General features: G+C 65.0%; 23 protein-coding genes. 13 read left to right on the plus strand and 10 right to left on the minus strand.

Translation table 11 applies throughout. The annotated features are described in order from the left end of the window. Positions 1-4: 4 nt before the first annotated feature. From GGQ90_RS01320 to GGQ90_RS01330, 3 genes are read right to left on the minus strand one after another with little or no spacing between them, the layout of a single operon-like run. Positions 5-580: a sigma-70 family RNA polymerase sigma factor gene (locus GGQ90_RS01320; RefSeq protein ID WP_188080457.1), complete on the minus strand. Its 576-nt coding sequence runs from the start codon at positions 578-580 to the stop codon at positions 5-7. Continuing rightward, complete coding sequence (locus tag GGQ90_RS01325) at positions 577-1,011, minus strand: periplasmic heavy metal sensor (protein WP_037521141.1); 435 nt, start codon at positions 1,009-1,011, stop codon at positions 577-579. Before GGQ90_RS01325 ends, GGQ90_RS01320 begins: the two co-directional genes overlap by 4 nt. A gap of 2 nt (positions 1,012-1,013) precedes the next feature. Beyond that, complete coding sequence (locus GGQ90_RS01330; protein WP_188080458.1) at positions 1,014-1,316, minus strand: hypothetical protein; 303 nt, start codon at positions 1,314-1,316, stop codon at positions 1,014-1,016. Between the two features lie 100 nt (positions 1,317-1,416). Here GGQ90_RS01330 and GGQ90_RS01335 point away from each other — a divergent pair, with 100 nt between their 5' ends. The 3 genes from GGQ90_RS01335 to GGQ90_RS01345 all read left to right on the plus strand — a co-directional run bounded on the left by GGQ90_RS01335 (position 1,417) and on the right by GGQ90_RS01345 (position 5,075). Continuing rightward, complete coding sequence (locus GGQ90_RS01335) at positions 1,417-1,812, plus strand: copper resistance protein CopC (protein WP_188080459.1); 396 nt, start codon at positions 1,417-1,419, stop codon at positions 1,810-1,812. Positions 1,813-1,888: 76 nt separating this feature from the next. Continuing rightward, on the plus strand, positions 1,889-2,197 hold the full coding sequence (locus tag GGQ90_RS01340; RefSeq protein WP_246428082.1) for a hypothetical protein: 309 nt from the start codon (positions 1,889-1,891) through the stop codon (positions 2,195-2,197). Between the two features lie 460 nt (positions 2,198-2,657). Continuing rightward, positions 2,658-5,075 carry a glycoside hydrolase family 2 TIM barrel-domain containing protein gene (locus GGQ90_RS01345; protein WP_188080460.1) on the plus strand — a complete coding sequence of 806 codons (2,418 nt, stop codon included), beginning with the start codon at positions 2,658-2,660 and terminating at the stop codon, positions 5,073-5,075. Here the strand turns inward: GGQ90_RS01345 and GGQ90_RS01350 are convergent. Together GGQ90_RS01350 and GGQ90_RS01355 are read right to left on the minus strand one after the other, a co-directional pair. Further along, entirely contained in the window at positions 5,072-5,275 is a 204-nt protein-coding gene (locus GGQ90_RS01350; RefSeq protein ID WP_010339662.1) for a hypothetical protein, read from the minus strand. The two genes, GGQ90_RS01345 and GGQ90_RS01350, sit on opposite strands and share 4 nt — an antisense overlap. Positions 5,276-5,365: 90 nt before the next feature. Beyond that, positions 5,366-7,861, minus strand: a complete 2,496-nt coding sequence (locus GGQ90_RS01355) for a TonB-dependent receptor (RefSeq protein WP_188080461.1) — start codon at positions 7,859-7,861, stop codon at positions 5,366-5,368. A gap of 311 nt (positions 7,862-8,172) precedes the next feature. Between GGQ90_RS01355 and GGQ90_RS01360 the strand changes: the two genes are divergently transcribed. Together GGQ90_RS01360 and GGQ90_RS01365 are read left to right on the plus strand one after the other, a co-directional pair. Further along, positions 8,173-9,114 (plus strand): LysR family transcriptional regulator, encoded by a 942-nt coding sequence (locus GGQ90_RS01360; RefSeq protein WP_188080566.1) that lies wholly within the window; start codon positions 8,173-8,175, stop codon positions 9,112-9,114. A 192-nt stretch (positions 9,115-9,306) separates the two neighbouring features. Then, the gene (locus GGQ90_RS01365; RefSeq protein ID WP_188080462.1) at positions 9,307-11,271 is read left to right on the plus strand and encodes a TonB-dependent receptor domain-containing protein; all 1,965 of its coding nucleotides are present in this window, start codon (positions 9,307-9,309) and stop codon (positions 11,269-11,271) included. Positions 11,272-11,313: 42 nt separating this feature from the next. Here GGQ90_RS01365 and hemN read toward each other — a convergent pair whose 3' ends face one another. Beyond that, positions 11,314-12,621: an oxygen-independent coproporphyrinogen III oxidase gene (hemN, locus tag GGQ90_RS01370; RefSeq protein ID WP_188080463.1), complete on the minus strand. Its 1,308-nt coding sequence runs from the start codon at positions 12,619-12,621 to the stop codon at positions 11,314-11,316. A gap of 136 nt (positions 12,622-12,757) precedes the next feature. On the opposite strand from hemN, the gene GGQ90_RS01375 reads away from it, so the two are divergent. After that, on the plus strand, positions 12,758-13,429 hold the full coding sequence (locus tag GGQ90_RS01375; RefSeq protein WP_188080464.1) for an OmpW/AlkL family protein: 672 nt from the start codon (positions 12,758-12,760) through the stop codon (positions 13,427-13,429). A 78-nt stretch (positions 13,430-13,507) separates the two neighbouring features. On the opposite strand, the gene GGQ90_RS01380 is transcribed toward GGQ90_RS01375, so the two are convergent. Further along, positions 13,508-14,011 carry a GNAT family N-acetyltransferase gene (locus GGQ90_RS01380; RefSeq protein ID WP_188080465.1) on the minus strand — a complete coding sequence of 168 codons (504 nt, stop codon included), beginning with the start codon at positions 14,009-14,011 and terminating at the stop codon, positions 13,508-13,510. 160 nt (positions 14,012-14,171) lie between these two features. Between GGQ90_RS01380 and GGQ90_RS01385 the strand changes: the two genes are divergently transcribed. The 6 genes from GGQ90_RS01385 to GGQ90_RS01410 all read left to right on the plus strand — a co-directional run bounded on the left by GGQ90_RS01385 (position 14,172) and on the right by GGQ90_RS01410 (position 19,646). Next, positions 14,172-14,987, plus strand: a complete 816-nt coding sequence (locus GGQ90_RS01385) for a universal stress protein (RefSeq protein WP_188080466.1) — start codon at positions 14,172-14,174, stop codon at positions 14,985-14,987. 20 nt (positions 14,988-15,007) lie between these two features. Continuing rightward, positions 15,008-16,153 (plus strand): sensor histidine kinase, encoded by a 1,146-nt coding sequence (locus GGQ90_RS01390; protein ID WP_188080467.1) that lies wholly within the window; start codon positions 15,008-15,010, stop codon positions 16,151-16,153. Beyond that, positions 16,150-16,767 carry a response regulator FixJ gene (gene fixJ / locus GGQ90_RS01395; RefSeq protein ID WP_188080468.1) on the plus strand — a complete coding sequence of 206 codons (618 nt, stop codon included), beginning with the start codon at positions 16,150-16,152 and terminating at the stop codon, positions 16,765-16,767. Before GGQ90_RS01390 ends, fixJ begins: the two co-directional genes overlap by 4 nt. A 64-nt stretch (positions 16,768-16,831) precedes the next feature. Next, positions 16,832-17,590, plus strand: a complete 759-nt coding sequence (locus tag GGQ90_RS01400) for a Crp/Fnr family transcriptional regulator (RefSeq protein WP_188080469.1) — start codon at positions 16,832-16,834, stop codon at positions 17,588-17,590. 123 nt (positions 17,591-17,713) lie between these two features. Continuing rightward, positions 17,714-18,580 carry a prolipoprotein diacylglyceryl transferase gene (lgt, locus tag GGQ90_RS01405; protein WP_188080470.1) on the plus strand — a complete coding sequence of 289 codons (867 nt, stop codon included), beginning with the start codon at positions 17,714-17,716 and terminating at the stop codon, positions 18,578-18,580. After that, on the plus strand, positions 18,570-19,646 hold the full coding sequence (locus tag GGQ90_RS01410) for a class I SAM-dependent methyltransferase (RefSeq protein WP_380767040.1): 1,077 nt from the start codon (positions 18,570-18,572) through the stop codon (positions 19,644-19,646). The genes lgt and GGQ90_RS01410 overlap by 11 nt, the downstream gene beginning before the upstream one ends. Positions 19,647-19,668: 22 nt before the next feature. On the opposite strand, the gene gmk is transcribed toward GGQ90_RS01410, so the two are convergent. Next, entirely contained in the window at positions 19,669-20,334 is a 666-nt protein-coding gene (gene gmk, locus GGQ90_RS01415) for a guanylate kinase (RefSeq protein WP_004208560.1), read from the minus strand. Between the two features lie 75 nt (positions 20,335-20,409). Here gmk and GGQ90_RS01420 point away from each other — a divergent pair, with 75 nt between their 5' ends. Continuing rightward, positions 20,410-20,961: a DUF2585 domain-containing protein gene (locus GGQ90_RS01420; protein ID WP_188080568.1), complete on the plus strand. Its 552-nt coding sequence runs from the start codon at positions 20,410-20,412 to the stop codon at positions 20,959-20,961. Here GGQ90_RS01420 and GGQ90_RS01425 read toward each other — a convergent pair. Both GGQ90_RS01425 and fumC read right to left on the minus strand, forming a co-directional pair. Beyond that, positions 20,958-21,314: a hypothetical protein gene (locus GGQ90_RS01425; protein WP_188080471.1), complete on the minus strand. Its 357-nt coding sequence runs from the start codon at positions 21,312-21,314 to the stop codon at positions 20,958-20,960. The two genes, GGQ90_RS01420 and GGQ90_RS01425, sit on opposite strands and share 4 nt — an antisense overlap. Before the next feature lie 48 nt (positions 21,315-21,362). Then, on the minus strand, positions 21,363-22,748 hold the full coding sequence (fumC, locus tag GGQ90_RS01430) for a class II fumarate hydratase (RefSeq protein WP_188080472.1): 1,386 nt from the start codon (positions 22,746-22,748) through the stop codon (positions 21,363-21,365). Between the last annotated feature and the right edge of the window lie 142 nt (positions 22,749-22,890).

The raw sequence follows: 22,890 nt of genomic DNA on the forward strand, positions 1-22,890 counted from the left end.
TGCTCTATACGCGCGCCGCGTCGCTTTCCCTCAACATCTCCTGCAATTGCCGGCGGGCGCGGTAGAGGCGGGTTTCCACCGCCTTTTCGGTGACGCCCAATATCTGCGCGACCTCGGCCTGGGTCATGCCTTCGATCCCGCGCAACAGGATAACGTCGCGCAAGGAAACCGGCAGCGCCGCCACCGCCGCCTCGATCCGGGCGACGCCGGCACGGGACTGGGCCGCCACTTCCGGGTCGGGCGCCGCGTCGGCGACATAGGCCGCATCCTCGATCGGCCGGGCGAAACTGAAGAAGCGGCGGACGGCACGGCGGCGCGCCCAGTCATGGCATTTGTTGATCGTGATCCGCGCGATCCAGCCGCGAAAGGGCCGGCGTCCATCATAGCGGGCAAGCGAGGCAAAGGCGGCGACGAAGCTTTCCTGCACGATGTCCATTGCCGCATCGGCATCGCCGACATGGCCGCGCGCCAGCCGATAGACGGCATCGCGGTGCCGCCGCATCAGCGCGCCATAGGCCGCCTGCCGCCCGGCCAGCGCCTGCGCCGCCAGACTGGCATCATCATGTTCGTCGGCTATCACCCGACAGGCTGGGTCAGCGCCTTGACCACCGCCGCGTCGAACAGCGCAGCCTGATCGGGGCGCAGCACACCGCGCATCGCGAAGATGTGCTTCAATGTTTCCTTCTGCAATTCCCCCATCGCTTGGTGCGACCGGTCGACCGCCTGGGCGACGCGCGGGCCATAGCCATGTTCGGCGGCGATCGCCGCGGCCAGCCGCTGGTTGTCGGCGCGCATTTCTGCATCCAACGCCGCCTTGCGCTGGGCGAAGGCGGCTTCCAGATCGGCGATGCGCTGCTTCTGGCCGGCGTCCAGGGTCAGCCGATCATGGAGCAGGGCATGGACCTCATTCTCCACCGGCGGCGCGGGCGCCAGCCAGGTGCGCGCCACCAGCACGGCGGCCAGCGCCGCGGCAAAGGCGACCAGCGCCACCAGCCAATAGCGTTTGCCCATGTCTATCGCTCCAGCAGGCGCGAGGGCGCATAATCGGACATGCCGATCAGCAGCGGGCCGGGCGCGGCCTGCGCCGGCTGCGCGGGCACGGTGCTGCCGATCCAGCCGATGCCGATCGCCATCACGCCGGCCAGCATCAGGCTGCGCCGCGCGACGCTGCGTTCGCGGCGGCGGTCCAGCCCCTGCATCACTGCCTCCTCCAGCCCGTCGAAGCGCGCCGTCGCCGGCGCGGCGCGCAGCCCGGCCAGCCTGTCGTCCAGATCGTCCATCGTCCCGTCCTTCCTGTCCTGCCTGACGATACGCATCCGGCCGGCCCATCCCTCGCACAAAATAGCGTGAGGGGTGAGGGATGCGACAGGACAATGCGTATTCCCCTGCAAGACGCGCATTTTTTCGGAGACATCCATGCCCCGCCCACCCCTGTTCAAACAATCCCTGATCGCCGCAGCCTTTGCCCTCATCGCTCTGCCCGGCGCCGCCTTCGCCAGGCCGCAGCTCGTTGCGGCCAGTCCCGCCGCCAATGCCAGCGTCGCCAAGCCGACCCGGCTGACCCTGGGCTTTTCCGAAGCGCTCCAGGCCGATCATAGCAGCATCACCCTCACCATGACCGGCATGCCGGGCATGGCCGATCATCCGCCGATGCCGATCAAGGGCTTCACCACCGCCGCGGCCGCCGACGGCAAGGGTCTGGTCATCACCCTGCCCCGCGCCCTGCCGACCGGCAGCTACGACCTCAACTGGACCGTGATGGGCAACGACCATCAGCCGGTCAGCGGCACATATGGTTTCAAGGTGCGCTGAAGGGGCAAATGCGCGCCCACGAGCAGGTCAAATCTGACGCTGAGAGCGGCTTTGGCCTCAATCGAGGGCGGGCATTATGTCCAATGTTCGCCACCGCTCCAGCAACGTACAACAAATCAATAGCTTCAAGAATTACACCGGAATAATTTGGGTGATGGATTCCTTTCCTGTCATATTCATAATATTCAAGATTGCGGTCCTCGGCACCGGCATGTTCTTTGCCGTAAAATGGCATCATGATCAGGACAGGAAGGCACGGAAAGGCGATATTCTGACCGCCATTGGCAAGATAAGCGCGATCCTGGCGCTATTGCTGATCGGCCTGCTATTCGCCACCTTCAAGCTTGCCAGCTTGCTTGGCCTGGACATGCAATTGTCCCAATAAATTTATGGCTTGCTTGCAAGCATGTCCCTCAGCCCGCGCCGACACCGATGATGGGCGGGACGCTTCCGGCCATCGGCTTTCCTACTCGGCCTTTCTCTGGTCTATCCTGTGGGATGGCCCCACTCCCTTTTTGCTCCCCGGTTCACGCATCAGCGGCGCAAATCTGTCGCTTCGCTGTCGCCTGGATGTCGCGTCGGCGACGCGTCGGGATGACCCGCATCGTGACCCAACCGACGCGTCGCTGTCGCGTGGCAGGCGCGTCATGGGGGCGTTTGCGGTGCATTTCGCCCGAATCCGCGCACGACACTGTGAACTTCGTAGGAGATTTGACTGTTGCGCCGCCGCCCGCCCCGCAGGGGCCGCAAAGCCGCTTGGCATCGGCCCGCCACTCCTGTAGCCATATACCCACATAGGGCGCCATAGCGCCACATAGTGGACATATTCTGGAGAGGGGGCCGATATGGCGACGGGACGGACCGCACGGATGCGCAGGATGATCGGGCGGAGTGCCGCCGGCCTGGCGCTGGCGCTATTGATCGCCCTGCCCACCCCAGTCTTCGCCCAGCCGACCGGCGCCGAGAATTTCGATGCCGGCTGGCGCTTCCATCAGGGCGATGTCGCGACCGCCGAACAGCCCGGCTTTGCGGATGCCGGTTGGCAGCAGGTCGACCTGCCGCATGACTGGGCGATATCCGGGCCGTTCGAAGAACATGCGCCCGCGACCGGATCGGGCGGCTTTCTGCCGACCGGCGTCGCCTGGTATCGCAAGCATTTCACCCTACCGCCGGCCACCGCCGGCCAGCGCGTCTTTGTCGAATTCGACGGCGTGATGGAGCGGTCAGGCGTGTGGATCAACGGGCAGCATGTCGGCCATCGGCCGAGCGGCTATGCCAGCTTCCGCTACGAGATCACCCAGCATCTGAAATCCGCCGGGCAGGAGAATGTGCTGGCGGTGCGCGCCGACACCTCCGCGCAACCCGCCTCGCGCTGGTACGCGGGCGGCGGCATCTATCGCCATGTCCGCATCCTCACCTTGGGCGATGTCCATGCCGAAACATGGGGCAGTAGCGTGCGCGTGGCGAAGCTCGACGCAAAGAGCGCGGACCTGACCATCGGCAGCAGCGTGATGAACCAGGGCAGCGCCCCGGTCGAGGCGCGGCTGGAGGCGGTGATCGAGGGGCCGGATGGCCGCAGCATCGCGACCTTCACCGGCCAGAGCATCAGCCTGCCCGCCGGCCGCGTGACCCAGATGGATGTCACCGGCACCCTGGCCGATCCGCGCCGCTGGGACATTGGCGATCCGGCGATGCATCAGGCGCTGCTGCGCGTGCGCGCGACCGACGGACGGTTGCTCTATGAGGAGCGCGTCCCCTTCGGCATTCGCGATGCCCGGTTCGAGGCGGCGAGCGGCTTCTGGCTGAATGGCCGCAACATCAAGTTGAAGGGCGTGGCGATCCATGCCGATGGCGGGCCGTTCGGCATGGCGGTGCCGCTGTCCGTCTATGAACGGCGGCTCAAGGGGCTGATGGCGCTGGGCGTCAATGCGGTGCGCACCGCCCATCACCCCTTCTCGCCCGAATTTCTCGACCTGTGCGACCGGCTTGGCCTGATCGTCATGAACGAGGGCTTCGACATGTGGACGGTGGCGAAGAATCCGCAGGATTATCATCTCTATTTCACCGACTGGTCGTCGATCGATGCGCGCGATTTCGTGCGGCGCGATCGCAATCATCCCAGCATCGTCATCTGGTCGATCGGCAACGAGATTCACGACACGCCCTATCCGCTGGTGGCGCAGTCGATCATCACCCGCTTGCAGGATATCTTCCATGCCGAAGATCCGACCCGGCCGGTGACGATGGCGCTGTTCCGCCCCAACACCACCCATGATTATGACAATGGCACCGCCGACCTGCTGGACGTGGTGGGCCAGAATTATCGCGAGAATGAACTGGCCAAGGCCCATGCCGACAAGCCCAGCCGCAAGATCATCGGCACCGAAAACAGCAAGAACCGGTCAAGCTGGCTCGTGGTGCGCGACGACCCGGCCTATGCTGGCATGTTCCTGTGGACCGGCGTCGATTATCTGGGTGAGGCGGACCGGGCCGGCTGGCCGGCGATCAGCAACCCGTCCGGTCTGGTCGACCGGGTCGACGGGGTGAAGCCGATCGGCTGGGAACGGGCGAGCTGGTGGTCGGAAAAGCCGGTGGTGAAGCTGGCGCGGCGCGTGACCGAAGTGATCGACATCAGCGAAATGCCGACCATGGTCGGCATCGCCCTGCCCCAGCCCAAGGGGCCGGGCGCGCTGACCGACTGGTCGCCCGACAATCGCGCCGCGCACAAGGAAAAGGTCGAGGTCTACAGCAACAGCGACGAGGTCGAGCTGTTCCTCAACGGCCGGTCGCTGGGGCGCAAGCCGCGCAACGCGGACGACAGCGCAATCACATGGGACGTCGACTATGCGCCGGGCGAACTGCGCGCGGTCGGCTATCGGGCTGGTGCAAAAGTGGCGGAAGACATGCTGCGCAGCGCCGGCGCCCCCGCAGCGATCCGGCTGGTGCCCGAGGCGAAGGTCGTCGGCGGCGGCTTTGACGATGTCGTCGCGGTGCGGGCCGAAGTGGTGGATGCGAAGGGCGTGCTGGTGCCCGGCGCGACGCCGCTGCTGAGCGCAACGGTGTCGGGGCCGGGCCGCGTCGTCGCCTTCGACAATGGCAGCGTCACCGATCACACCGCCTTTGCCTCGCCACAGCGCGCGGCCGTGGCCGGCAAGGCGGTCGCCTTCCTGCGCGGCACCGGCAAAGCGGGCGCGATCACGCTACAGGTCAGCGCGCCGGGGCTGAAACCCGGCCGCATCAGCCTGCAGGGCGAAAAGGATTAGGCCGATCGTCGCCCGGTCGCGTCGATGCAGGGGACCGCGCCGCTGGACAGCGACAGGGCGCGGACCTTGTAGCGCAGCGCCAGTTCATTGTGCGCAGCAATCACGCATACCGCGTCGCCGCGCGCACGGGCTTCGTCGGCTTTGCGCGTCTCGTCGCGCGACCGGCGAAACAGATAGGCAGCATCCGTGATCACGTCCATCGAACCGACTCCGCTTGATTGCCATGCAACCTAGCAGCCGCCGGAAGCGCCGTCCTAGACATGGATCAATTTCCGGTCGCCGGTGCCCGTTTATCCCCCGAAGCGGAAGCGCAGGCGCGCGCCATATATTTGCGGTTCGCCCAGCGTCGCGGTTTCGAAATTGACGCTGGGCGACCCCAGCCCGGCGATGAAGCTATAATATTTTTCCCTGGTCACATTGGTCATGAACAGGCTGAGGTCGATGGGCGCGCCGGCGATATTGTTCCAGCTGGCATTGAGGTTGAGCAGATCGAGCGGTGCCAGCGTGCTGAGCGCAGCGATCGACGGATCGGGATTGGTGCGATCGGTATAGTTGACCAGCATCGAGGAACGATGGGTGAAGGTCGCGCCGAAGGAGATGCGGCCGATCTTCTCTTCATCCAGCGGCAGAGTGTAGGTGCCGCTGACCGTGAACTTGTGGCGCGGCGACAGCACTTCGGGATCGCCCGGCTGGAACGGCGCGGCCAGGATATAATTGGGATCGTTGAAGCTGGAGAAATCGGGCACCGATTTGATCTTGGTGCGCAGATAGGTGTAGCCGCCGGTCAGCACCAGCCCCTGGAACGGGGTCAGCGAGGCATCCGCCTCCAACCCCCATATCTCCGACTTGCCGGCATTGACCGGCGCCGCAGTGGACGCCTGCCCGGACAGCGGCCGTGCGTTGAAGCCGACCTGCAATTGCTGGTTGGAAAAATCATTATAGAAGCCGGCCAGGTTGAAGGTGCCGCGCAACGCTCCGCCAAAGCTGGTCTTGAGCCCCAGCTCATAGCTGTCCACCTTCTCCGGCTCGACGATGTTGAGCGGCGCGGTGATGTTGGGGACGATCGTGCCGGCGCGATAGCCGCGCGCATATTTGGCGTAGAGCAATATGTCCTGGGTCGGGTTGTAATCCAGGTCGACCAGCCAGGTCGGCTTTTCCGACGACTGATAATAATGCGACACGCAATTGGTCGCCGCCGCCTGCGGATTGGTGCAGCGATAGCGCGCGGCCGGATTGAAGGCGCCATATTGCGGCGGATAGGCGACGATATAGGTGCGCTGGTCGCTGACATTGCGCGAATGATCCCAGGTGTAACGGAAACCGCCGGTCAATTTCAGCTGATCGGTCAGCGCATAGGTCGCCTGCGCATAGAGGCCGACATTGTGGAAATTGGTGCGCCCAGCCGTGTAATTGACGGTGCCGGCATGGATCGGCTTGGCGAACGTCGGGATGGTCGGATCGAGATTGGACAGGAAGCCCAGCGGATCGGTGCATTGCAGCGTGGCGGAATCGGTGCAGGACGCCAGGAAGGGCGACTGGCTGCCGCTCATGCCCAGCGGTTCGCTGACCTCCAGATAGCCGCCCACCTGCCAGTTGAGCCGGCCATCGCCCGAGCGGCCCTGCAATTGCAGTTCCTCGGTAAAGGTCGACTGGTTGGCGGTATAGCCGTCCGGAATCGACGTCACCGTGGTGAAGGGCAGATGATAGCTGCCCAGCGCGGCGAGGAAGGGATTGATCGCGGCGAAATCGACGACGAAATCGGTGCCGAACAGCGGCGCATTCATGCGCTGCTTCAACTGGGCGTAGCTGACGATATTCTTGACCGTCAGCGTGTCGCTCGCCTGCCAGCTGGTCGTGTTGATCACCTGCCATTGCTCGGTCCTGGAATAGGGGTCTTCCAAGGCCTGCATGACGTCATAGAAACCGCTGCCCTGGCGCAGCAACTGGCCATAGGCGAGCTGACCCAGCCCCTCCGGCGCGGCCGCCACCAGCTTCTGGATCGGGCCATTATTGCTGGAGTCACTGTAGGACAGGATGGTGTAGTTTTCGAGATCGGGGGTCAGATCGACGACCAGGCTGGCCCGCAGCGCGATATAGTCGACATCGCCGAACCGGTCGGGGCCGATGCCGCTGCCATTGCGCATATAGCCGTCGCGCTTCTGCCGGTCGACGCCGATGCGCATCCGCGCGCGATCCCCAAGCGGCGCGTTGACCACCGCCTGGCCGCGCCACATGTCATAATTGCCAACCGATCCTTCGACATAGCCGGAAAATTCGTCGGTCGGCTTCTGCGGCACCAGCAGGATCGCGCCGCCGGTGGTGTTGCGGCCGAACAGGGTGCCCTGTGGCCCCTTCAATATCTGGACATTCTGCAGGTCGAAAAAGGCGCCCGGCCCGGCGCCATCGCCCGAGGGCAGGCCGTTGGATGCCCCGCGCGGCGCGACCACATCGGCAAAATAGACGCCGACCGAGGGCGCGGTGCCGATGTCCTGGGCAAAGCCACGAATGGCGAAACTGCTATTCTCGCTGCCGAAATTGCCGTTGGCGGACAACGAAGGGGTATAGGCGGCCAGATCCTGCGCATTGACGACATTGCGGTTGGCCAATTGTTCCTGGTTGAACACGGTGATCGAGATCGGCACGTCCTGCAGCCGTTCCTCGGTCCGGCGGGCGGTGACGATGATGTCCTGGGTCACGCTGGCCCTGTCCTGGGCCAGAGCCTGGCCCGGCAGGATGGGCAGAGTCGCGCAGGCGCAGAAAAGCAACGTCCGGAAACGGCGTGTCATGGCATCCTCCCATCCAGACCGCGCGGCCCTTATATGCTGGATCGACCGTCACGGCGTCGAGCGCCGCACAGACGACGCCCATCCCTTCACCATCGTCGCACCTGTTGCCCCGGACACAATGATTGCAGGCGCACAGCCTTTTGATCGACGAAGATATGATACAGAATATTTCATAAGTCCGAATGACACCGCCTGTCAATTGGGTCCGATCGCCCGGCGAAACAGTCCGGCAATGCAACGGGACTGGACCCTGACCAGTGCCACAGTTAAGAATGGTCCGCATTATCCTTAAGAAACAGGACCGACTTCTCTTGCTTGGCGGCGTGCATTTCGACCTCAACAGCCTGGTGATACTGGGCCTGTTGCTGCGCACGAAAAGCGTCACGCGCACGGCGCAGCAACTGGGCGTCAGCCAGCCGTCGGTCAGCCGGTCGCTGGCGCAGTTGCGCAGCCTGCTCGGCGACCCGCTGCTGGTGCGCACCGCCGGCGGCATGGAACTGACCCGGCGGGCCGAGGAACTGGCGCCCTCGCTCCAGGACTGGCTGGCGACGACCGCCGGCCTGCTGGAACCGCCGCGTTTCGATCCGGCGACGCTCGATCGCCGATTCCGCGTCGCATCGACCGATTTCGGCGTCGCCGCCGTGGTCGCGCCGACCCTGCCGCATATCGGCCGCGCGGCGCCGCTGGCGGCGATCGACATCGTGCCTTTGACCGGCGACATGGTGGCGCGGCTGACCGCGGGCGAGATCGACCTCATCATCAGCGGGCTCGATCCCGATCCGGCCCAGACCTATGAGCGTTTCCTGTTCACCGAGACGTTCAGCTGCGTCGTCGATCGCCATCACAAGCTGGCGGCGCATCCGACCGACCGGGCCTTGTCGGTCGAGGATTTCCTGTCCTGCCCGCATATCAGCTTCGTCGTCAGCGACAGCGGCTTCGACCGGATCGAACTGCGCCTGGGCGCACTGGCGCCGCGCCGGCGGGTGATCGCCCGCCTGCCCTATTTCCAGGCGGCACCGCACATGATCCGGGGATCGGACGCGCTGATGACGCTGCCGACCCGCGCGGCCGAGGCGATCGCCCGGACCCATGACCTGGCCTGCCTGCCCGCGCCGGACCTGGTCGGCACCTTCGGCTATCGGCTGCTGTGGAACGAGCGGTCGCATCGCGACCCGGCCATCGCCTGGCTGTGCGACATGTTCGCCGACCATTGCGGCAGCGACGCAGCCCTGCCCCATAGCAAGGCCGCATAAGCCTTATCCGATATCGATATTTGGCGCCGCCCCGCGCTTCTGGCAACGGCTACTTGCAATTGACAATCGATCGCAAATGAATCCGCCATGATATTCGCTCCACCGATCGGGCCAAGCCCGCACCACTGATTTCCGGGACTCGTCCGGCCGGGTGGCTGGCGGGTGCCTATCTATCCAGAACAGGGGATTTCCATGCCATCCATCCATCTGCTGCGGGCGACCGCGGCCCTTGTCGCGCTGAGCAGCGCACAGCAGGCGCTGGCGGCCGAGGCCGACCAGGATTCCAACCAGATCGTCGTCACCGCCGCCGGCCGCGAACAGGAGGTGCGCGACGCCCCCGCCTCGATCAGCGTCATCACGCGCGAGACGCTGGACGCCATGCCCTATCGCGAAGTGACCGATGCGCTGATGGAAATCCCCGGCGTCACCGTCACGCCGGGCGAAGGCAATAGCCGCGACATCTCGATCCGTGGCATGGCGCCGCAATATACGCTGATCCTGGTCGACGGTAAGCGGCTGTCGTCGCGCGAATCCCGCACCAATGGCGGCAATGTCAGCGAAGGCGGCATGCTGCCGCCACTCGAAGCGATCGAGCGGATCGAGGTGGTGCGCGGCCCGATGTCCTCGCTTTACGGATCGGACGCGATGGGCGGCGTCGTCAACATCATCACCCGCCGGATCAGCGACCATTGGCGCGGCAGCGCGCGCGTCAACGGTACGATGCAACTGGCGGACAATTTCGGCAATTATGCCGACGGCAATTTCTATCTGTCCGGGCCGGTGACCAAAGGCATCGGCCTGCAATTGCAGGGATCGATGAACCGCCGCGAGGGCGACACGGAAATCGGCGGCACGCCCGAGCGGCATGATGACAGCCTGGCCGGCAAGCTGGGCTTCAACCTCAGCGCCAACCACCAGATCCTGCTGGAGGGCGGCTATTATCGGCAGAAGGTGATCGAGGTCGCCGGCGAGACGACCGAGACGTCAGCGACCGCGCCGCTCGGCACCGAGAGCACCCAGACCCAGAAGCGCAAGGTCGCATCGATCAGCCATAGCGGCCAGTGGGGCTTCGCCAGTTCCGAATCCTATCTGCAATATGAGGATGCCGAACATGTCGAGGCACAGAAGCGGATCAAGAACACGGTCGGCCAGAGCCTATGGGTGATCCCGCTGCCGTCCAACACGCTGACCGTCGGCGGCTTCTATCGCTATGAGGATCTGTCCGACCTGACCGGCAACCTTTTGTCGGGGGCGACCACCACCGGCACCACCCGGACCAGTTGGGCCTTGTTCGCCGAAAATGAGCTGAAGCTGCTCGACGGGTTGGCGCTGACCGGCGGCATCCGCATGGATCATGACGAACAATATGGTGTCCACTGGACCCCGCGCGTCTATGCGGTGTGGAACATCACCCAGGCGCTGACCCTGAAGGGCGGCTATTCGCAGGGCTTCCGCGCGCCCAGTCTGCGCCAGACCATTCCCGACTGGGGCCAGAGCAGCCGGGGCGGCACCATCTATGGCAATCCCGATCTGGAGGCCGAAACCTCCCGCACGATCGAGGCGGCCCTGCTCTTCTCGCGGAGCGGCTTCAACGCCAGCGTAACCGCCTATGACACCCGCTTCGACGACAAGATCACCCGCGTGACCTGCGAAGTCGCTGCTGCGTGGTGCATCGACGAGCCTTTGAGTTCGATCGGCCGCCCGCCCACGACCTACGTCAATGTCGACAAGGCGCGGGTACGCGGCGTGGAAGTGTCGGTCGATGTGCCGTTGACCCACACGCTGCGGCTCAACGCCACAGGCACGCTGACTGATTCGGAACAGCTGAGCGGCGCCAATATCGGCGCGGCGCTCAACGACACGCCCAAGCAGCAGGCCAGCGCCTCGCTCAACTGGCGCCCGGACAAGCGCTTCTCCGCCTTCGTGCGCGCCGTCTATCGCGGCGAGGAAGCCGTGACCGAGGCGCAGATCAGCGGCAATAATATCGTGTCACCCGACTATACGGTTGTGGACATGGGCGCATCCTACAAGATCACGCCCGCCTTCACCGTCCATGCCGGTGTGCAGAACCTGCTCGACAAGCGGCTGAACTATGACACGTCGGGCTATCTGATCGATCCGGCCCGTGTCTGGATGGGCGTGGGCGTGCGCTTCTGATCGGACTTGTGTTCGCCGGCCCGGCGGAGGCCGGGCCGGCGATCAGACCGCGACGCTGAAGCGCGTTTCGGCCGGGCGCAGATAGGCGTCGAAACAGGCGGCGATGGACCGGGCATAGGGCGCCGCGCCGGGTTGCAGCATCAACTCGTTTCCCTCCCGCCGGAGCAGACCGATCCGCTCGAACCGATCGAGCAGCGCCGGCTCGGCAAGGTCGCCACAAGCCGCTCGGCCATCGCACAGCAGCCGTTCGATCAACGCGCCCCGCCGCTGGTCATCGGCACTGCGCCGCACCCCACGGGCCGCGGGCAGCCGATGATCCGACAATGCCTCCCGATAGGCGCCGGCATTCTTCTCATTCTGGACGATCAGGTCGGGGAACTGGCTGATTGCGCTCGCGCCCATGCCGATCAGCGCATCGCTGTCATCCTCGGTAAAGCCCTGGAAATTGCGGCGCAGCCTTCCTGATGCAGCAGCCACCGCCAGCGGATCATCGGGCAGCGCGAAATGATCGAAGCCGATCGCCTGATAGCCGGCCGCCGTCAGCATCGCATGGCCAAGCTTCGCCATCGCAAAGCGCTGCTCGACGCCTGGCAATTCGGTCGTGTCGATCCGCCGCTGGCGCGGCAGCAGGCGCGGCATATGGGCATAGCCGAACAGCGCAATGCGTGAAGGGGACAGGCGAATGCTGTCCTCCAGGGTCTGCGCCAGATCCGCCTCGCTCTGCCCCGGCAGGCCATACATCAGGTCGAAGCCCACCTGGATGCGCGCGCGGGCCAGCGCGCCCACCGCCATCGCCACCGTTTCGGCCGGCTGCACCCGGCCGATCCGCTGCTGCACATGGGTGGCAAAGGTCTGCACCCCCAGATTGACGCGCGTTACCCCGACCTTGGCCATGGCGTCGATCCAGGCCCGGTCGATCCGGCGTGGGTCCAGTTCCACCGCCATCGCCGCCGCGCTGGCGTCGAAGCAGAGCAGCAACTGATGATTGAGCCGGACCCAGTCGATCAGCGGCAGAGAATTGGGACTGCCACCGCCAAAGGCGACATGGGTGACGCGGCCCCGTCCGCCGAGCCGCGCCGAAACCAGCGCCATTTCCCGCTCCAGCGCATCGACATAGGCGGACAGACGCCGGGGCCGCGTCGCCGCGCCGGTGTTGCACCCACAATACCAGCAAATGTCATGACAATAGGGGATATGGACATAGAGGGACAGGCGCGCGTCCGCCGATATCGTATCGAGCCGCTGCGCCAAATCGGCCGCGCCGACATCCTCGCCGAACTGGGCGGCGGTCGGATAGCTGGTGTAGCGCGGCACCGGCGCGGCGAGCAGGTCTGGATGATAGCGGAACATGGCGTCCCGCCTGCCATGGCGCCCGATGCCAAACATTGCGCAGAATCAAATCGTCGATTGCGCCGCATCAAGGAAGACCACCCCGATCGGGGGCACAGCGCCGTCACTGACCCACGATCAGGGATGGAGAAAAGGCATGCACTTGAAAAAGATGATGATTGTCGCCGCAATGGGCGCCATGGGCACGGCGCTGGCAGCAACCCCGGCGCAGGCCAAGCAGGGCGACGTGCTGGTGCGCGTGCGCGGCATCATGGTCGCCCCCACCGAAAAGAGCGGCAGCATCCTGCCCGGCTTCCCCGGCGAGAAAGTGTCGGTGAACAACGGCATCGCGCCCGAAGTCGACGTCACCTATATGGCGACCGACCATATCGGCTTCGAACTGATCGCCGCGACCACCAAGCATAGCGCCAGCGGGCGCAGCGGCACCACCGGCGGGATCGGCAAGCTGGCCTCCACCTGGGTGCTGCCGCCGACGCTGACGATGCAATATCACCCGATCGTCGAGGGCCATGTCCGCCCCTATATCGGCGCCGGCGTCAACTATACGCTGTTCTACAACGAGGATGCGTCGAGCGGGCTGGAGGATGCGGTCGGCAAGACCAAGGTCCATATGTCCGACAGCTTCGGCTGGGCCGGCCAAGTCGGCGTCGACATCGACCTCAACGACAAGATCTTCCTCAACCTCGACGTCAAATATATCGACATCGACACCAAGGTGCGGCTGACCACCGCGGCGGCTGGCACCCAGAACGTCAAGGTATCGCTCGACCCCTTCGTGTTCGGCGTGGGTGTCGGCATGCGCTTCTGATCCTTCGGGGGGGGCCAGGAGGAAGGGGTCGGAGCGGATCGCCGCTCTGACCCCTTCATCATTTCACCAGCTATGCGATCAGAAATGCTTTTCCAGGATCAGCAGCGACGGCTCGTCATCAATGCTGCGAGCGACAAAGCCCTGTTCGCGCTCCAGTTCGATCGCGGCATGATTGGCCCGGCTTTCGATCGCCTGCAACAGGCCTACGCCCATTTCCTGCGCCCGGTCGGTGGCATGACGCAGCATGCTCCAGCCCACACCCTTGCCGCGATGGTCGGCGCGCACCGAAATCGCGACTTCGGCGCGGGTCCGGTCGGGATCTGCGGCCAGCGTCGCGGCGGCCAGGATAGCGCCCTTCTCGTCGGTCGCCAGGAAAGTCTCGCAATTGTCGGGATCGCCATGGATCAGATCGTGGATCTGCCCGGCGCTGACGCCCGGCGCGCTGCTGAGGAAACGGAAGCGGCGATCATCATCGGACACGGCCGAAAAGAAATGGGCCAACGCCTTGGCATCGCCGTCCTGCGCTGGACGCACCTGGACGCGAATACCGGTGCGGGTTTCCAGAATATCCTTGTCGGTCATGAAGAAGGCATCCCTTGCTATGATCGTTGCCCCCCGAATGTGCCATCGGATCGACAATCGAAATAGGGAAATTTGCGGATAGAGACGAGCCGGCCGGGCTTCTAGTCAGGATGACGATCATCCGGCGCTGCATCGGCGCCCTCTTGTCGGGACATGTTCGATGAAGACCATTTTGCTGCACATACGCGCGGACAACGGCATGGAAAGCCGGCTGCAGGCCGCGTTCGACCTGTCGCGCGCGACCGGCGCCCATATCAGTTGCCTGCAAATCGCGCCGCTGCCCGAACTGGTAGCCGCCGATCTCTACGGCAGCGGCTATCTGGTGCCGGAAGCGATCGATGCGGTGCGCCGCCAGGACGAGGAAATCAGGCTCGGATTGGAAGAGCGCCTGCGGCGAGAGGGCATGTCCTGGGACTGGCATTATCGTAATGGCGACCTGGTCCAGGGCCTGCTGGAAACCGGGCGACTGGCCGACGCGATGCTCGTTTCCCTGCCGCCGCCGGGCCGCCGACAGGTCGATGATCCGGCGCCGATCGTCGCTGACCTGGCGGTCAACAGCCGCGCGCCGGTGCTGGCAATCCCGAGCATGGCCAAGGGGTTCCGCTGCACCGGCCGGGCGATGGTGGCCTGGGACGGGTCGCATGAGGCAGCATCAGCGCTGACGGCGGGCCGCCCCCTTCTGGAGGTCGCCAGCGAAGTCCATGTCGTCACCGTGGACGAACGGTCCAAGCGCGACTTCCCGCCGACCGATGCCGCCGAATATCTGTCGCGCTATGGCATCGCGGTCGAAATTCACGAATGGCCGCGCAAGGATCGCAGCGTCGAGGAAGCGCTGGCTCATGCCTGCCAGGAACTGTCGATCGACTGGATGGTAATGGGCGCCTTCGGCCACAGCCGCTTGCGGGAAACCATTTTCGGTGGCGTAACCCGCTATATTCTGGCCGAAACAAGGGTTCCGCTCTTGCTGGCGCACTGATTTCCGGCCAGTGATCGGACATGGCGTTCAACGATGGCGATCCGCAGGACAATGCGACCAGCCGGGAACAGGCTCTGCTGGGATCGATCCTGGCAACGGTGCCCGATGCACTGATCGTGATCGATGCGACCGGGCATATCGTCTCGTTCAGCCCGGCCGCCCAGCGCATGTTCCAATATACCGAAGCCGATGTGCTGGGCCGCAATGTCGCGATGCTGATGCCGTCGCCCGATCGCGATCGGCATGATTCCTACCTGCACCATTATCATGACACCGGCGAGAAGCGCATCATCGGCATCGGCCGACTGACCACCGCACGCCGACGCGATGGCTCCACCTTCCCGATCGAGCTGGCGGTGGGCGAAGTGCAGGACCATGGCGAAAAGCTGTTCACCGGCTTCGTTCGCGACCTGACCGATCGGCAGAAGGCCGAACGCCGCCTGCAGGATCTGCAGGCCGAACTCAGCCATGCCGCGCGCGTCACGGCGATGGGCACGCTGGCCGCGGCGCTGGCGCATGAACTCAACCAGCCGCTGACCGCGATCGCCAATTATATGGAGGCGGGCCGCGACCTGCTGCGCACCGATGCCCCGATCGACCGCGAATTGCTGGGCGAGGCAATGGACGAGGCCGCGCGACAGGCGATGCGCGCGGGCCAGATCATCCGCTCCCTGCGCGAGTTCATCCGCCGGGGCGAGGCCGACCGCCAGGCCGAACCGGCCGCCACGCTGCTGGCCGAGGGTGTCGCGCTCGCCTTCATCGGCATCGACAGCCGAGGCATCGACATGGACATCGTCGTCGATCCGCGCGTCGGCCGGGTCATCGCCAATCGCGTGCAGGTGCAGCAGGTGATCATCAATCTGGTCCGCAACGCGGTCGAGGCGATGGATGGCCGCAACCGCCGCATCCTGCGCCTGTCAGCGGTGCCGGCCGAGGACGGGCAGGTCGAACTCATCATCGCCGATAGTGGTCCGGGCCTCGATCCGGCGGTCGCGCGATCGCTCTTCACCCCGTTCAGCACGACCAAACCCGCCGGCATGGGCGTGGGCCTGTCGATCAGCCGCACCATCGTCGAGGGACATGGCGGGCGGATCTGGGCCGACGCCTCGCACTGGGGCGGCGTCGCCTTCCACTTCACTCTCGATTCTGCGGACCGCCTGCCATGAGCCTGCCCACCGACCAGCCTATCCATGTCGTCGATGATGATGAGGCGATCCGCCGTTCGCTCTCCTTCATGCTCAAGACCAGCGGCTTTGCAGTGCGGCTCTTTTCGGGTGGCACCGAATTTCTGAAGGAGGTCGGAACGCTGGAGGTTGGCTGCGTGCTGCTCGACGTGCGCATGCCCGACATTGACGGGCTGGACGTGCAGCGCGAACTGCGCGCGCGGGGCATCATGCTGCCGGTCATCATCATGACCGGCCATGGCGATGTCGGCATGGCGGTCGCCGCGATGAAGGCAGGTGCCACCGATTTCATCGAAAAGCCGTTCGAGAAGGCGGCATTGCTAGCCGCGATCGAGGCGGCCTGCGAGCAGGCAAGCGTCGACCAGGGCCGCAACAGCCAGCGCGAGACCGCCCGCGCCCGGCTCAACATCCTGACCGATCGGGAACGCGAAGTGCTCAAGGGATTGGTCGACGGCCTGCCCAACAAGACGATCGCCTATGACCTGGGCATCAGCCCGCGCACGGTGGAGATTCATCGCGCCAACCTGATGCAGAAGCTGCAAGTCCACAGCCTGTCGGAGACGCTGCGCATCGCGTTCCAGGCGGGGCTCGAATAGGGCAGAAAGTCTCATAGGGGATTTACGGATAGTGCCCGCCCCGCCGCCGCGCCAAGCAGCGGTCATGAACATGCATTTTGATCTCGCGCAAACCCTGCCCGGCGGCATGCCCGTTCCTGCCCCCTGCTCCGACGCCAGCTTCTGCCAGCGCTGCGAAGTGCGCGACCGCGCCATCTGCGCCACGCTGGAAGAGGATGAGCGCGGCGCGCTCAACCGCCTCGGCCGGCGCGTCACGATCGCGGCGGGGCAGACGGTGATGTGGGAAGGCGACGACGCCACCATCGTCGCCAATGTGATCGACGGCACGCTCAAATTGTCGGCCTCGACCGGCGACGGGCGCGAACAGATTGTCGGTGTGGTCTATCCGTCCGACTTCATCGGCCGCCCCTTCGGCCGCAGCACGCCGCACAGCGTCACCGCCCTGACCGACGCGCGCCTGTGCCTCTTCACCCGTGGCGCCTTTGACGGTTTTGCCCGGACCCATCCCGAGCTGGAGCATCGACTGCTGCAACGCACGCTCGACGATCTCGACCGGGCGCGTAACTGGATGCTGCTGCTCGGCCGCAAGAATGCGCGCGAGAAGATCGCGACCTTCCTGCTCGACATGTCGCGCCGGCTGGCCCGCGAAGGCCAGGCCCCGCTCGACCGGTTCGACCTGCCGCTGTCGCGCCAGCAGATCGCCGATGTGCTGGGCCTGACGATCGAGACGGTAAGCCGGCAACTGACCGACCTCAAGCGCATCGGCATCATCGCCCTGCCCGGCCGGCGCATGGTGGAAATCAGGGATCGCGCGGCGCTGCTGGACTGTAGCGAAGCGGCCTGACGTCGCCGCGCCGGGCATGCCCGGCCTATTTGACGCGATCGAGCTTCAATCGGGATCGCCCCTCTTCATCTTGCCGGCCGCTTGTTCTATGGCCGCAGGCCTGATTGCCGAGGGAATGCCATTTTGATCCTGGACCTTGTCGCCGCCGCTTCGAGCGCCATCCGCTTCGACCAGCTGGGGCTCAGCCCCGTCGCCCTGGACCTGGGCTTCTTCACGCTCAAATGGTATAGTCTGGCCTATCTGGCCGGCATCCTGATCGGCTACTGGTATCTCTTGAAGCTCATTGCCCAGCCCGGTTCGCCGATGGCGCGTCGCCACGCCGACGACATGATCTTCTATGCGACGCTGGGCATCATCATCGGCGGCCGGCTCGCCTATGTCTTCTTCTACCAGCCTGAAATCCTCCAGCATCCGCTGGACATCTTCAAGCTGTGGAATGGCGGCATGTCCTTCCATGGCGGCGCGGCGGGTGTGTCGCTCGGCATCCTCTACATGGCGCGCAAGGAGAAGCTGAGCTGGCTGCGCATCCATGACTATGTCGCCTGCGTCGTGCCATTCGGCCTGTTCTTCGGCCGCCTCGCCAATTTCGTGAATGGCGAACTGTGGGGCAAGGAAACCGACGTGCCCTGGGCGATGATCTTCCCGACCGGCGGTCCCTTCGCCCGCCATCCGAGCCAGCTTTACGAGGCGTTTTTCGAAGGCATCATCCTGTTCGGCATTCTTGCCTTCGCCTTCTGGAAGACCAAGGCGCGCTACAAGCCGGGCATGCTGGTCGGCCTGTTCGTCTTCTTCTATGGCGTGTTCCGCTTCGGCGTCGAATATTTCCGCGAGGCCGATGCCCAGCTGATGGAATTTGCCGCCCGCACCGGCCTGCACATGGGCCAGTGGCTGTGCGTGCCGATGATTCTGGGCGGCCTCTACCTGATCGTCACCGCCAAGGGCCGGCGCGTGCGCGTGGAACCGATCGCGGGCAGCGCCAGTGTCAGCTGACGCCCTGCCCGGCGCGATGGGCTTGCCCGAGCGTCTGGCTCGCCAGATTGATGCTGGCGGGCCGATCTCCGTCGCCCATTATATGGGCGAGGCAAACCAGCATTATTATGGCACGCGCGATCCGCTGGGGCTGGACGGGGATTTCACCACCGCCCCGGAAATCAGCCAGATGTTTGGCGAACTGATCGGCCTGTGCCTGGCCGATGTCTGGCTGCGATCGGGGCGGCGCGCCGATCCGCTCTATGTCGAGCTGGGGCCGGGTCGCGGCACGCTGGCGGGCGATGCGCTGCGCGCGATGGAGGGCGCCGACGTCACCTCTCGCATCCATTTCGTCGAGACCAGCCCGACCCTGCGCGAGCGGCAGCGCGCCCAGATTCCCCATGTCGTCCATCATGACAGCGTCGAAAGCCTGCCCGACCAGTCGCCGCTGCTGGTGGTCGCGAATGAATTTTTCGATGCCCTGCCGGTGCGGCAGATGATCCGCGTCGGCGACGAATGGCGCGAACGCGTGGTGATCCGGCGCGAGGAAGAGGGCCGCTTCATGGCGGTGCCGGGCTATCGCCGGATCGAATCGGGCCTGCCGCCGATCGCCGCGCAGGCGCCCGAGGGCGCGATCATCGAAGTGGCGCAGGCCGGCGCCACCGCGGGCTATGCCCTGGCCAGCCGGATCGCGCGCCAGGGCGGCGTCGCGATCATCATCGACTATGGCTATGAAGGCCCGGCACTGGGCGACACGCTGCAGGCGGTGAAGAACCACCAGTTCACCGATCCGTTCACCGATCCGGGCGAGAGCGACCTTACCACCCATGTCGATTTCACGATGCTGGCCAATGTCGCGCGCCAGGTCGGGCTGCGCGTCCATGGCGCAGTGACGCAGGGCCATTTCCTGCGCCATCTGGGCATCGACGTGCGCGCGTCCGTGCTGGCCAAGGGCAGCCCGCAGCGCGCCGCCGAACTGGAGGCGCAGCGCCACCGCCTCACCGACGAGGCGGAGATGGGGACATTGTTCAAGGTGATGGCCTGGGTCCACCCCGACTGGGCCGACCCGGCAGGCTTCGAGAAATAGCGGCCCTGTTGGCCGCCAGGACTCAATCTTCCTGATGATAGCGGCTGAGGCGGCGGATGAAGCCGATCAGGCCGGTCTGGCGGCTGCGCTTCATCCGTTCGGCGTGCAGGATGGTGCGCACGCGCTCGAAACATTCTTCGACGTCGACATTGCACAGCACATAGTCATAGCCGTCCCAGTGGGCGATCTCGCCGGCGGCACGCGCCATGCGGCCCTCGATAACTTCGTTGCTGTCGGTCGCGCGGCCACGCAGACGCTTTTCCAGTTCCTCCATCGAGGGCGGCAGGATGAAGATGCGGACCACGTCGCCGCCGGCAATCTGGTGCAACTGCTGCGCGCCCTGCCAGTCGATGTCGAACAGCACATCCTTGCCGCTCTTGAGCATCGCCTCGACCGGCGCGCGCGGCGTGCCATAGCGCTGGCCGAAGACATGCGCCCATTCCAGGAACTCATGGTCGTTCGCCATGCGGCGAAACTCTTCCAGGTCGACGAAATGATAATCCTTGCCATCGACTTCGCCCGGCCGGATCGTCCGCGTCGTCGCCGACACCGACATCGACAGGTCCGGTTCGCAGGCCAGCAATTTGCGTGCAATCGTCGACTTGCCGGCGCCCGAGGGCGAGGACAGGACAAAGAGAACGCCGCGGCGCTTGAAATCGGGGGTGTCGGTGGGAATGTTGTCGGCCATGGCCGCTAGTGGCGTCGTGGACGGCATTTTGCAAGTGGTTGGGGGAGAAGAGGCTTGGCGCGATCGCGTAAAGGAATGAAACAGCAGGGCTTTATCCTCGCCCTGCTGATCGCGCTGGGGGCAGCGGCGATCCTCTATCTGATGGGGCGCCCGCCGATCTGCACCTGCGGCACGATCGCGCTATGGCATGGGCTGATCGACAGCGGCAACAGCCAGCATCTGTCCGACTGGTACAGCCTCAGCCACATCATCCACGGCTTCCTCTTCTATGGCGCGACCCATTTGCTGATGCGCCGCCGGCCGCTGGGCATCCGCCTGTCGGTGGCGGTGGCGATCGAGGCGGGGTGGGAGATCCTCGAAAATTCACCGATCATCATCGACCGCTATCGCACGGCGACGATCGCGCTCGGCTATTCGGGCGATTCCATCCTCAATTCGATGAGCGACATCGGCATGATGGCCCTGGGCTTCCTGTTCGCGTCGCGCGCACCGGTCTGGCTGACGGTCGTCGTCGCGATCGGCTTCGAGTTGCTGGCGCTCGCAGTGATCCGCGACAATCTGACGCTCAATGTCCTGATGCTCGCCTGGCCGATCGATGCGATCAAGGAGTGGCAGAGCGCGCTTTAGCTCGCATTTTTACGTGCCGCCCGCGCTTCGTCGATCAGGATCGGCTTGGCGCTGGCATCGGTCAGCAGCCTGGTCGCCATCTTGCGGTCCGCCTCGCGCTTGGCCTCATAGAGTTTGCCTGCCAGATAGGCGCCGGTGAGAACCATGGCGCCGACCGGATAGCGCATGATGAGGCGCTTGGCCCCGGCCCCGGCGATCAGGCCGATCACGCCCTTCTTGCCCGTATCTGCCGCGACCCGCGCGGCCACCACCGTCGCGCCGAGCCGTGCCGCCTTGCGAAACAGGCTCGACTTGCGGACGCGCGTCGCGGTGGACGGAAGCTTTGCGGCGGTCGGGGCGGGCGTTTTCTTCATAGGGGATTAATGTATCGCACCCGCCCCGGTTCCGCCAGTTGATCTGGATCAGACCATATTTTCCGGCCGCACCAGCCGGTCGAAGGTCGGCTCATCGACCAGCCCCAGTTCGAGACCGGCCTGCTTGAGCGTCAGCCCCTTCTTGTGCGCATGCTTGGCGATGGTCGCGGCATTGTCATAGCCGATCTCCGGCGCGAGCGCGGTCACCAGCATCAGCGAGCGCTCGACCAGCTCCGCGATCCGCCCCTCATTGGCCTGCATCCCCTCGATGCAGCGCTCGGCGAAGCTTTCCATGCCGACGCTGAGCAGATGAATCGAGCGCAGCACATTGGCGCCGATCAGCGGCATGAAGACATTGAGTTCGAAATGGCCCTGCATCCCGCCGACGGTCACCGCCTGATGATTGCCGATCACCTGCGCCGCCACCATGGTCAGCGATTCGCACTGGGTCGGGTTGACCTTGCCCGGCATGATCGAGCTGCCCGGCTCATTGGCGGGCAGATCCAACTCGCCCAGGCCCGAACGCGGGCCGGAGCCCAGGAAGCGGATATCGTTGGCGATCTTGGTCAACGCCACCGCCAGCGTGTTGAGCGCGCCGGAGAAGAAGACGAGACCGTCCTTGGCGGCCAGCTGCTCGAACTTGTTGGGGGCGCTTTCGAACGGGGTGCCGGCAATGTCGCTGATCGCCGCCGTCATGTCGTCCGCCCAGCCATCGGGCGCGTTGAGACCGGTGCCGACTGCCGTGCCGCCGATCGCCAGCTTGCGGATATTGCCGTTCAATGCGCCTTCGATCCGCGCCTTGCTGCTGACCAACTGCGCGGCATAGCCGGAAAATTCCTGGCCCAGCGTCAGCGGAGTCGCATCCTGCGTATGGGTGCGGCCGATCTTGACGATATGCCCCCAGCCTTCCGCCTTGGCGGTCAGCGCGCCGGTCAGTTTCTCCAGCGCCGGGATCAACCGGTCGCGGGTCGCCAGCACGGTCGCGACATGCAGCGCGGTGGGGAAGCTGTCGTTCGACGACTGGCTCATATTCACATGATCGTTGGGATGGACCGGGCTCTTGCCGCCACGCGTGCCGGCAAGTTGCTCATTGGCATAGCCGGCGATGACTTCATTGACGTTCATGTTGGTCTGGGTGCCGCTGCCGGTCTGCCAGATGACGAGCGGAAACTGGTCGTCCAGCGCGCCCGAGACGATCTGTTGCGCCGCATCTTCGATCCCCGCGACGATCTTCGCGTCCAAGCCATGTTTCGCATTCACCCGCGCCGCCGCCTGCTTCACGATCGCCTGCGCATGGACGATGCCGATCGGCATCCGCTCGGTCGCGCCGAAGGGGAAATTCTCGATGCTGCGCTGGGTCTGGGCGCCCCAATAGGCGTCGGCCGGCACTTCGATGGCGCCAATGCTGTCGGTTTCGGTGCGGGTAGCGGACATTCAGAACTCCCAGTTAAGAATCAATCGCAAAACTGGTCCCGATGTAGGGCCGAGGCGGGAAATTCCAAGGCGAAACTTGCGAATATCGCATATCCCCGCGCCCGATCCGCCCAGCCGCCTGGAAGCGATACAAAGCGGCAGG

Origin of the sequence: Sphingobium scionense (assembly GCF_014197035.1) — a bacterium.
Lineage (GTDB): Bacteria > Pseudomonadota > Alphaproteobacteria > Sphingomonadales > Sphingomonadaceae > Sphingobium > Sphingobium scionense.

What these genes read in the sequence shown, in the direction of transcription:
- GGQ90_RS01325 (WP_037521141.1), bottom strand. Translation starts at nt 1,011, where the DNA reads ATGGGCAAACGCTATTGGCTGGTGGCGCTGGTCGCCTTTGCCGCGGCG.
- GGQ90_RS01330 (WP_188080458.1), bottom strand. Translation starts at nt 1,316, where the DNA reads ATGCGTATCGTCAGGCAGGACAGGAAGGACGGGACGATGGACGATCTG.
- GGQ90_RS01335 (WP_188080459.1), top strand. Translation starts at nt 1,417, where the DNA reads ATGCCCCGCCCACCCCTGTTCAAACAATCCCTGATCGCCGCAGCCTTT.
- GGQ90_RS01340 (WP_246428082.1), top strand. Translation starts at nt 1,889, where the DNA reads ATGTCCAATGTTCGCCACCGCTCCAGCAACGTACAACAAATCAATAGC.
- GGQ90_RS01345 (WP_188080460.1), top strand. Translation starts at nt 2,658, where the DNA reads ATGGCGACGGGACGGACCGCACGGATGCGCAGGATGATCGGGCGGAGT.
- GGQ90_RS01350 (WP_010339662.1), bottom strand. Translation starts at nt 5,275, where the DNA reads ATGGACGTGATCACGGATGCTGCCTATCTGTTTCGCCGGTCGCGCGAC.
- GGQ90_RS01355 (WP_188080461.1), bottom strand. Translation starts at nt 7,861, where the DNA reads ATGACACGCCGTTTCCGGACGTTGCTTTTCTGCGCCTGCGCGACTCTG.
- GGQ90_RS01365 (WP_188080462.1), top strand. Translation starts at nt 9,307, where the DNA reads ATGCCATCCATCCATCTGCTGCGGGCGACCGCGGCCCTTGTCGCGCTG.
- hemN (WP_188080463.1), bottom strand. Translation starts at nt 12,621, where the DNA reads ATGTTCCGCTATCATCCAGACCTGCTCGCCGCGCCGGTGCCGCGCTAC.
- GGQ90_RS01375 (WP_188080464.1), top strand. Translation starts at nt 12,758, where the DNA reads ATGCACTTGAAAAAGATGATGATTGTCGCCGCAATGGGCGCCATGGGC.
- GGQ90_RS01380 (WP_188080465.1), bottom strand. Translation starts at nt 14,011, where the DNA reads ATGACCGACAAGGATATTCTGGAAACCCGCACCGGTATTCGCGTCCAG.
- GGQ90_RS01385 (WP_188080466.1), top strand. Translation starts at nt 14,172, where the DNA reads ATGAAGACCATTTTGCTGCACATACGCGCGGACAACGGCATGGAAAGC.
- GGQ90_RS01390 (WP_188080467.1), top strand. Translation starts at nt 15,008, where the DNA reads ATGGCGTTCAACGATGGCGATCCGCAGGACAATGCGACCAGCCGGGAA.
- fixJ (WP_188080468.1), top strand. Translation starts at nt 16,150, where the DNA reads ATGAGCCTGCCCACCGACCAGCCTATCCATGTCGTCGATGATGATGAG.
- GGQ90_RS01400 (WP_188080469.1), top strand. Translation starts at nt 16,832, where the DNA reads ATGAACATGCATTTTGATCTCGCGCAAACCCTGCCCGGCGGCATGCCC.
- gmk (WP_004208560.1), bottom strand. Translation starts at nt 20,334, where the DNA reads ATGGCCGACAACATTCCCACCGACACCCCCGATTTCAAGCGCCGCGGC.
- GGQ90_RS01420 (WP_188080568.1), top strand. Translation starts at nt 20,410, where the DNA reads ATGAAACAGCAGGGCTTTATCCTCGCCCTGCTGATCGCGCTGGGGGCA.
- GGQ90_RS01425 (WP_188080471.1), bottom strand. Translation starts at nt 21,314, where the DNA reads ATGAAGAAAACGCCCGCCCCGACCGCCGCAAAGCTTCCGTCCACCGCG.
- fumC (WP_188080472.1), bottom strand. Translation starts at nt 22,748, where the DNA reads ATGTCCGCTACCCGCACCGAAACCGACAGCATTGGCGCCATCGAAGTG.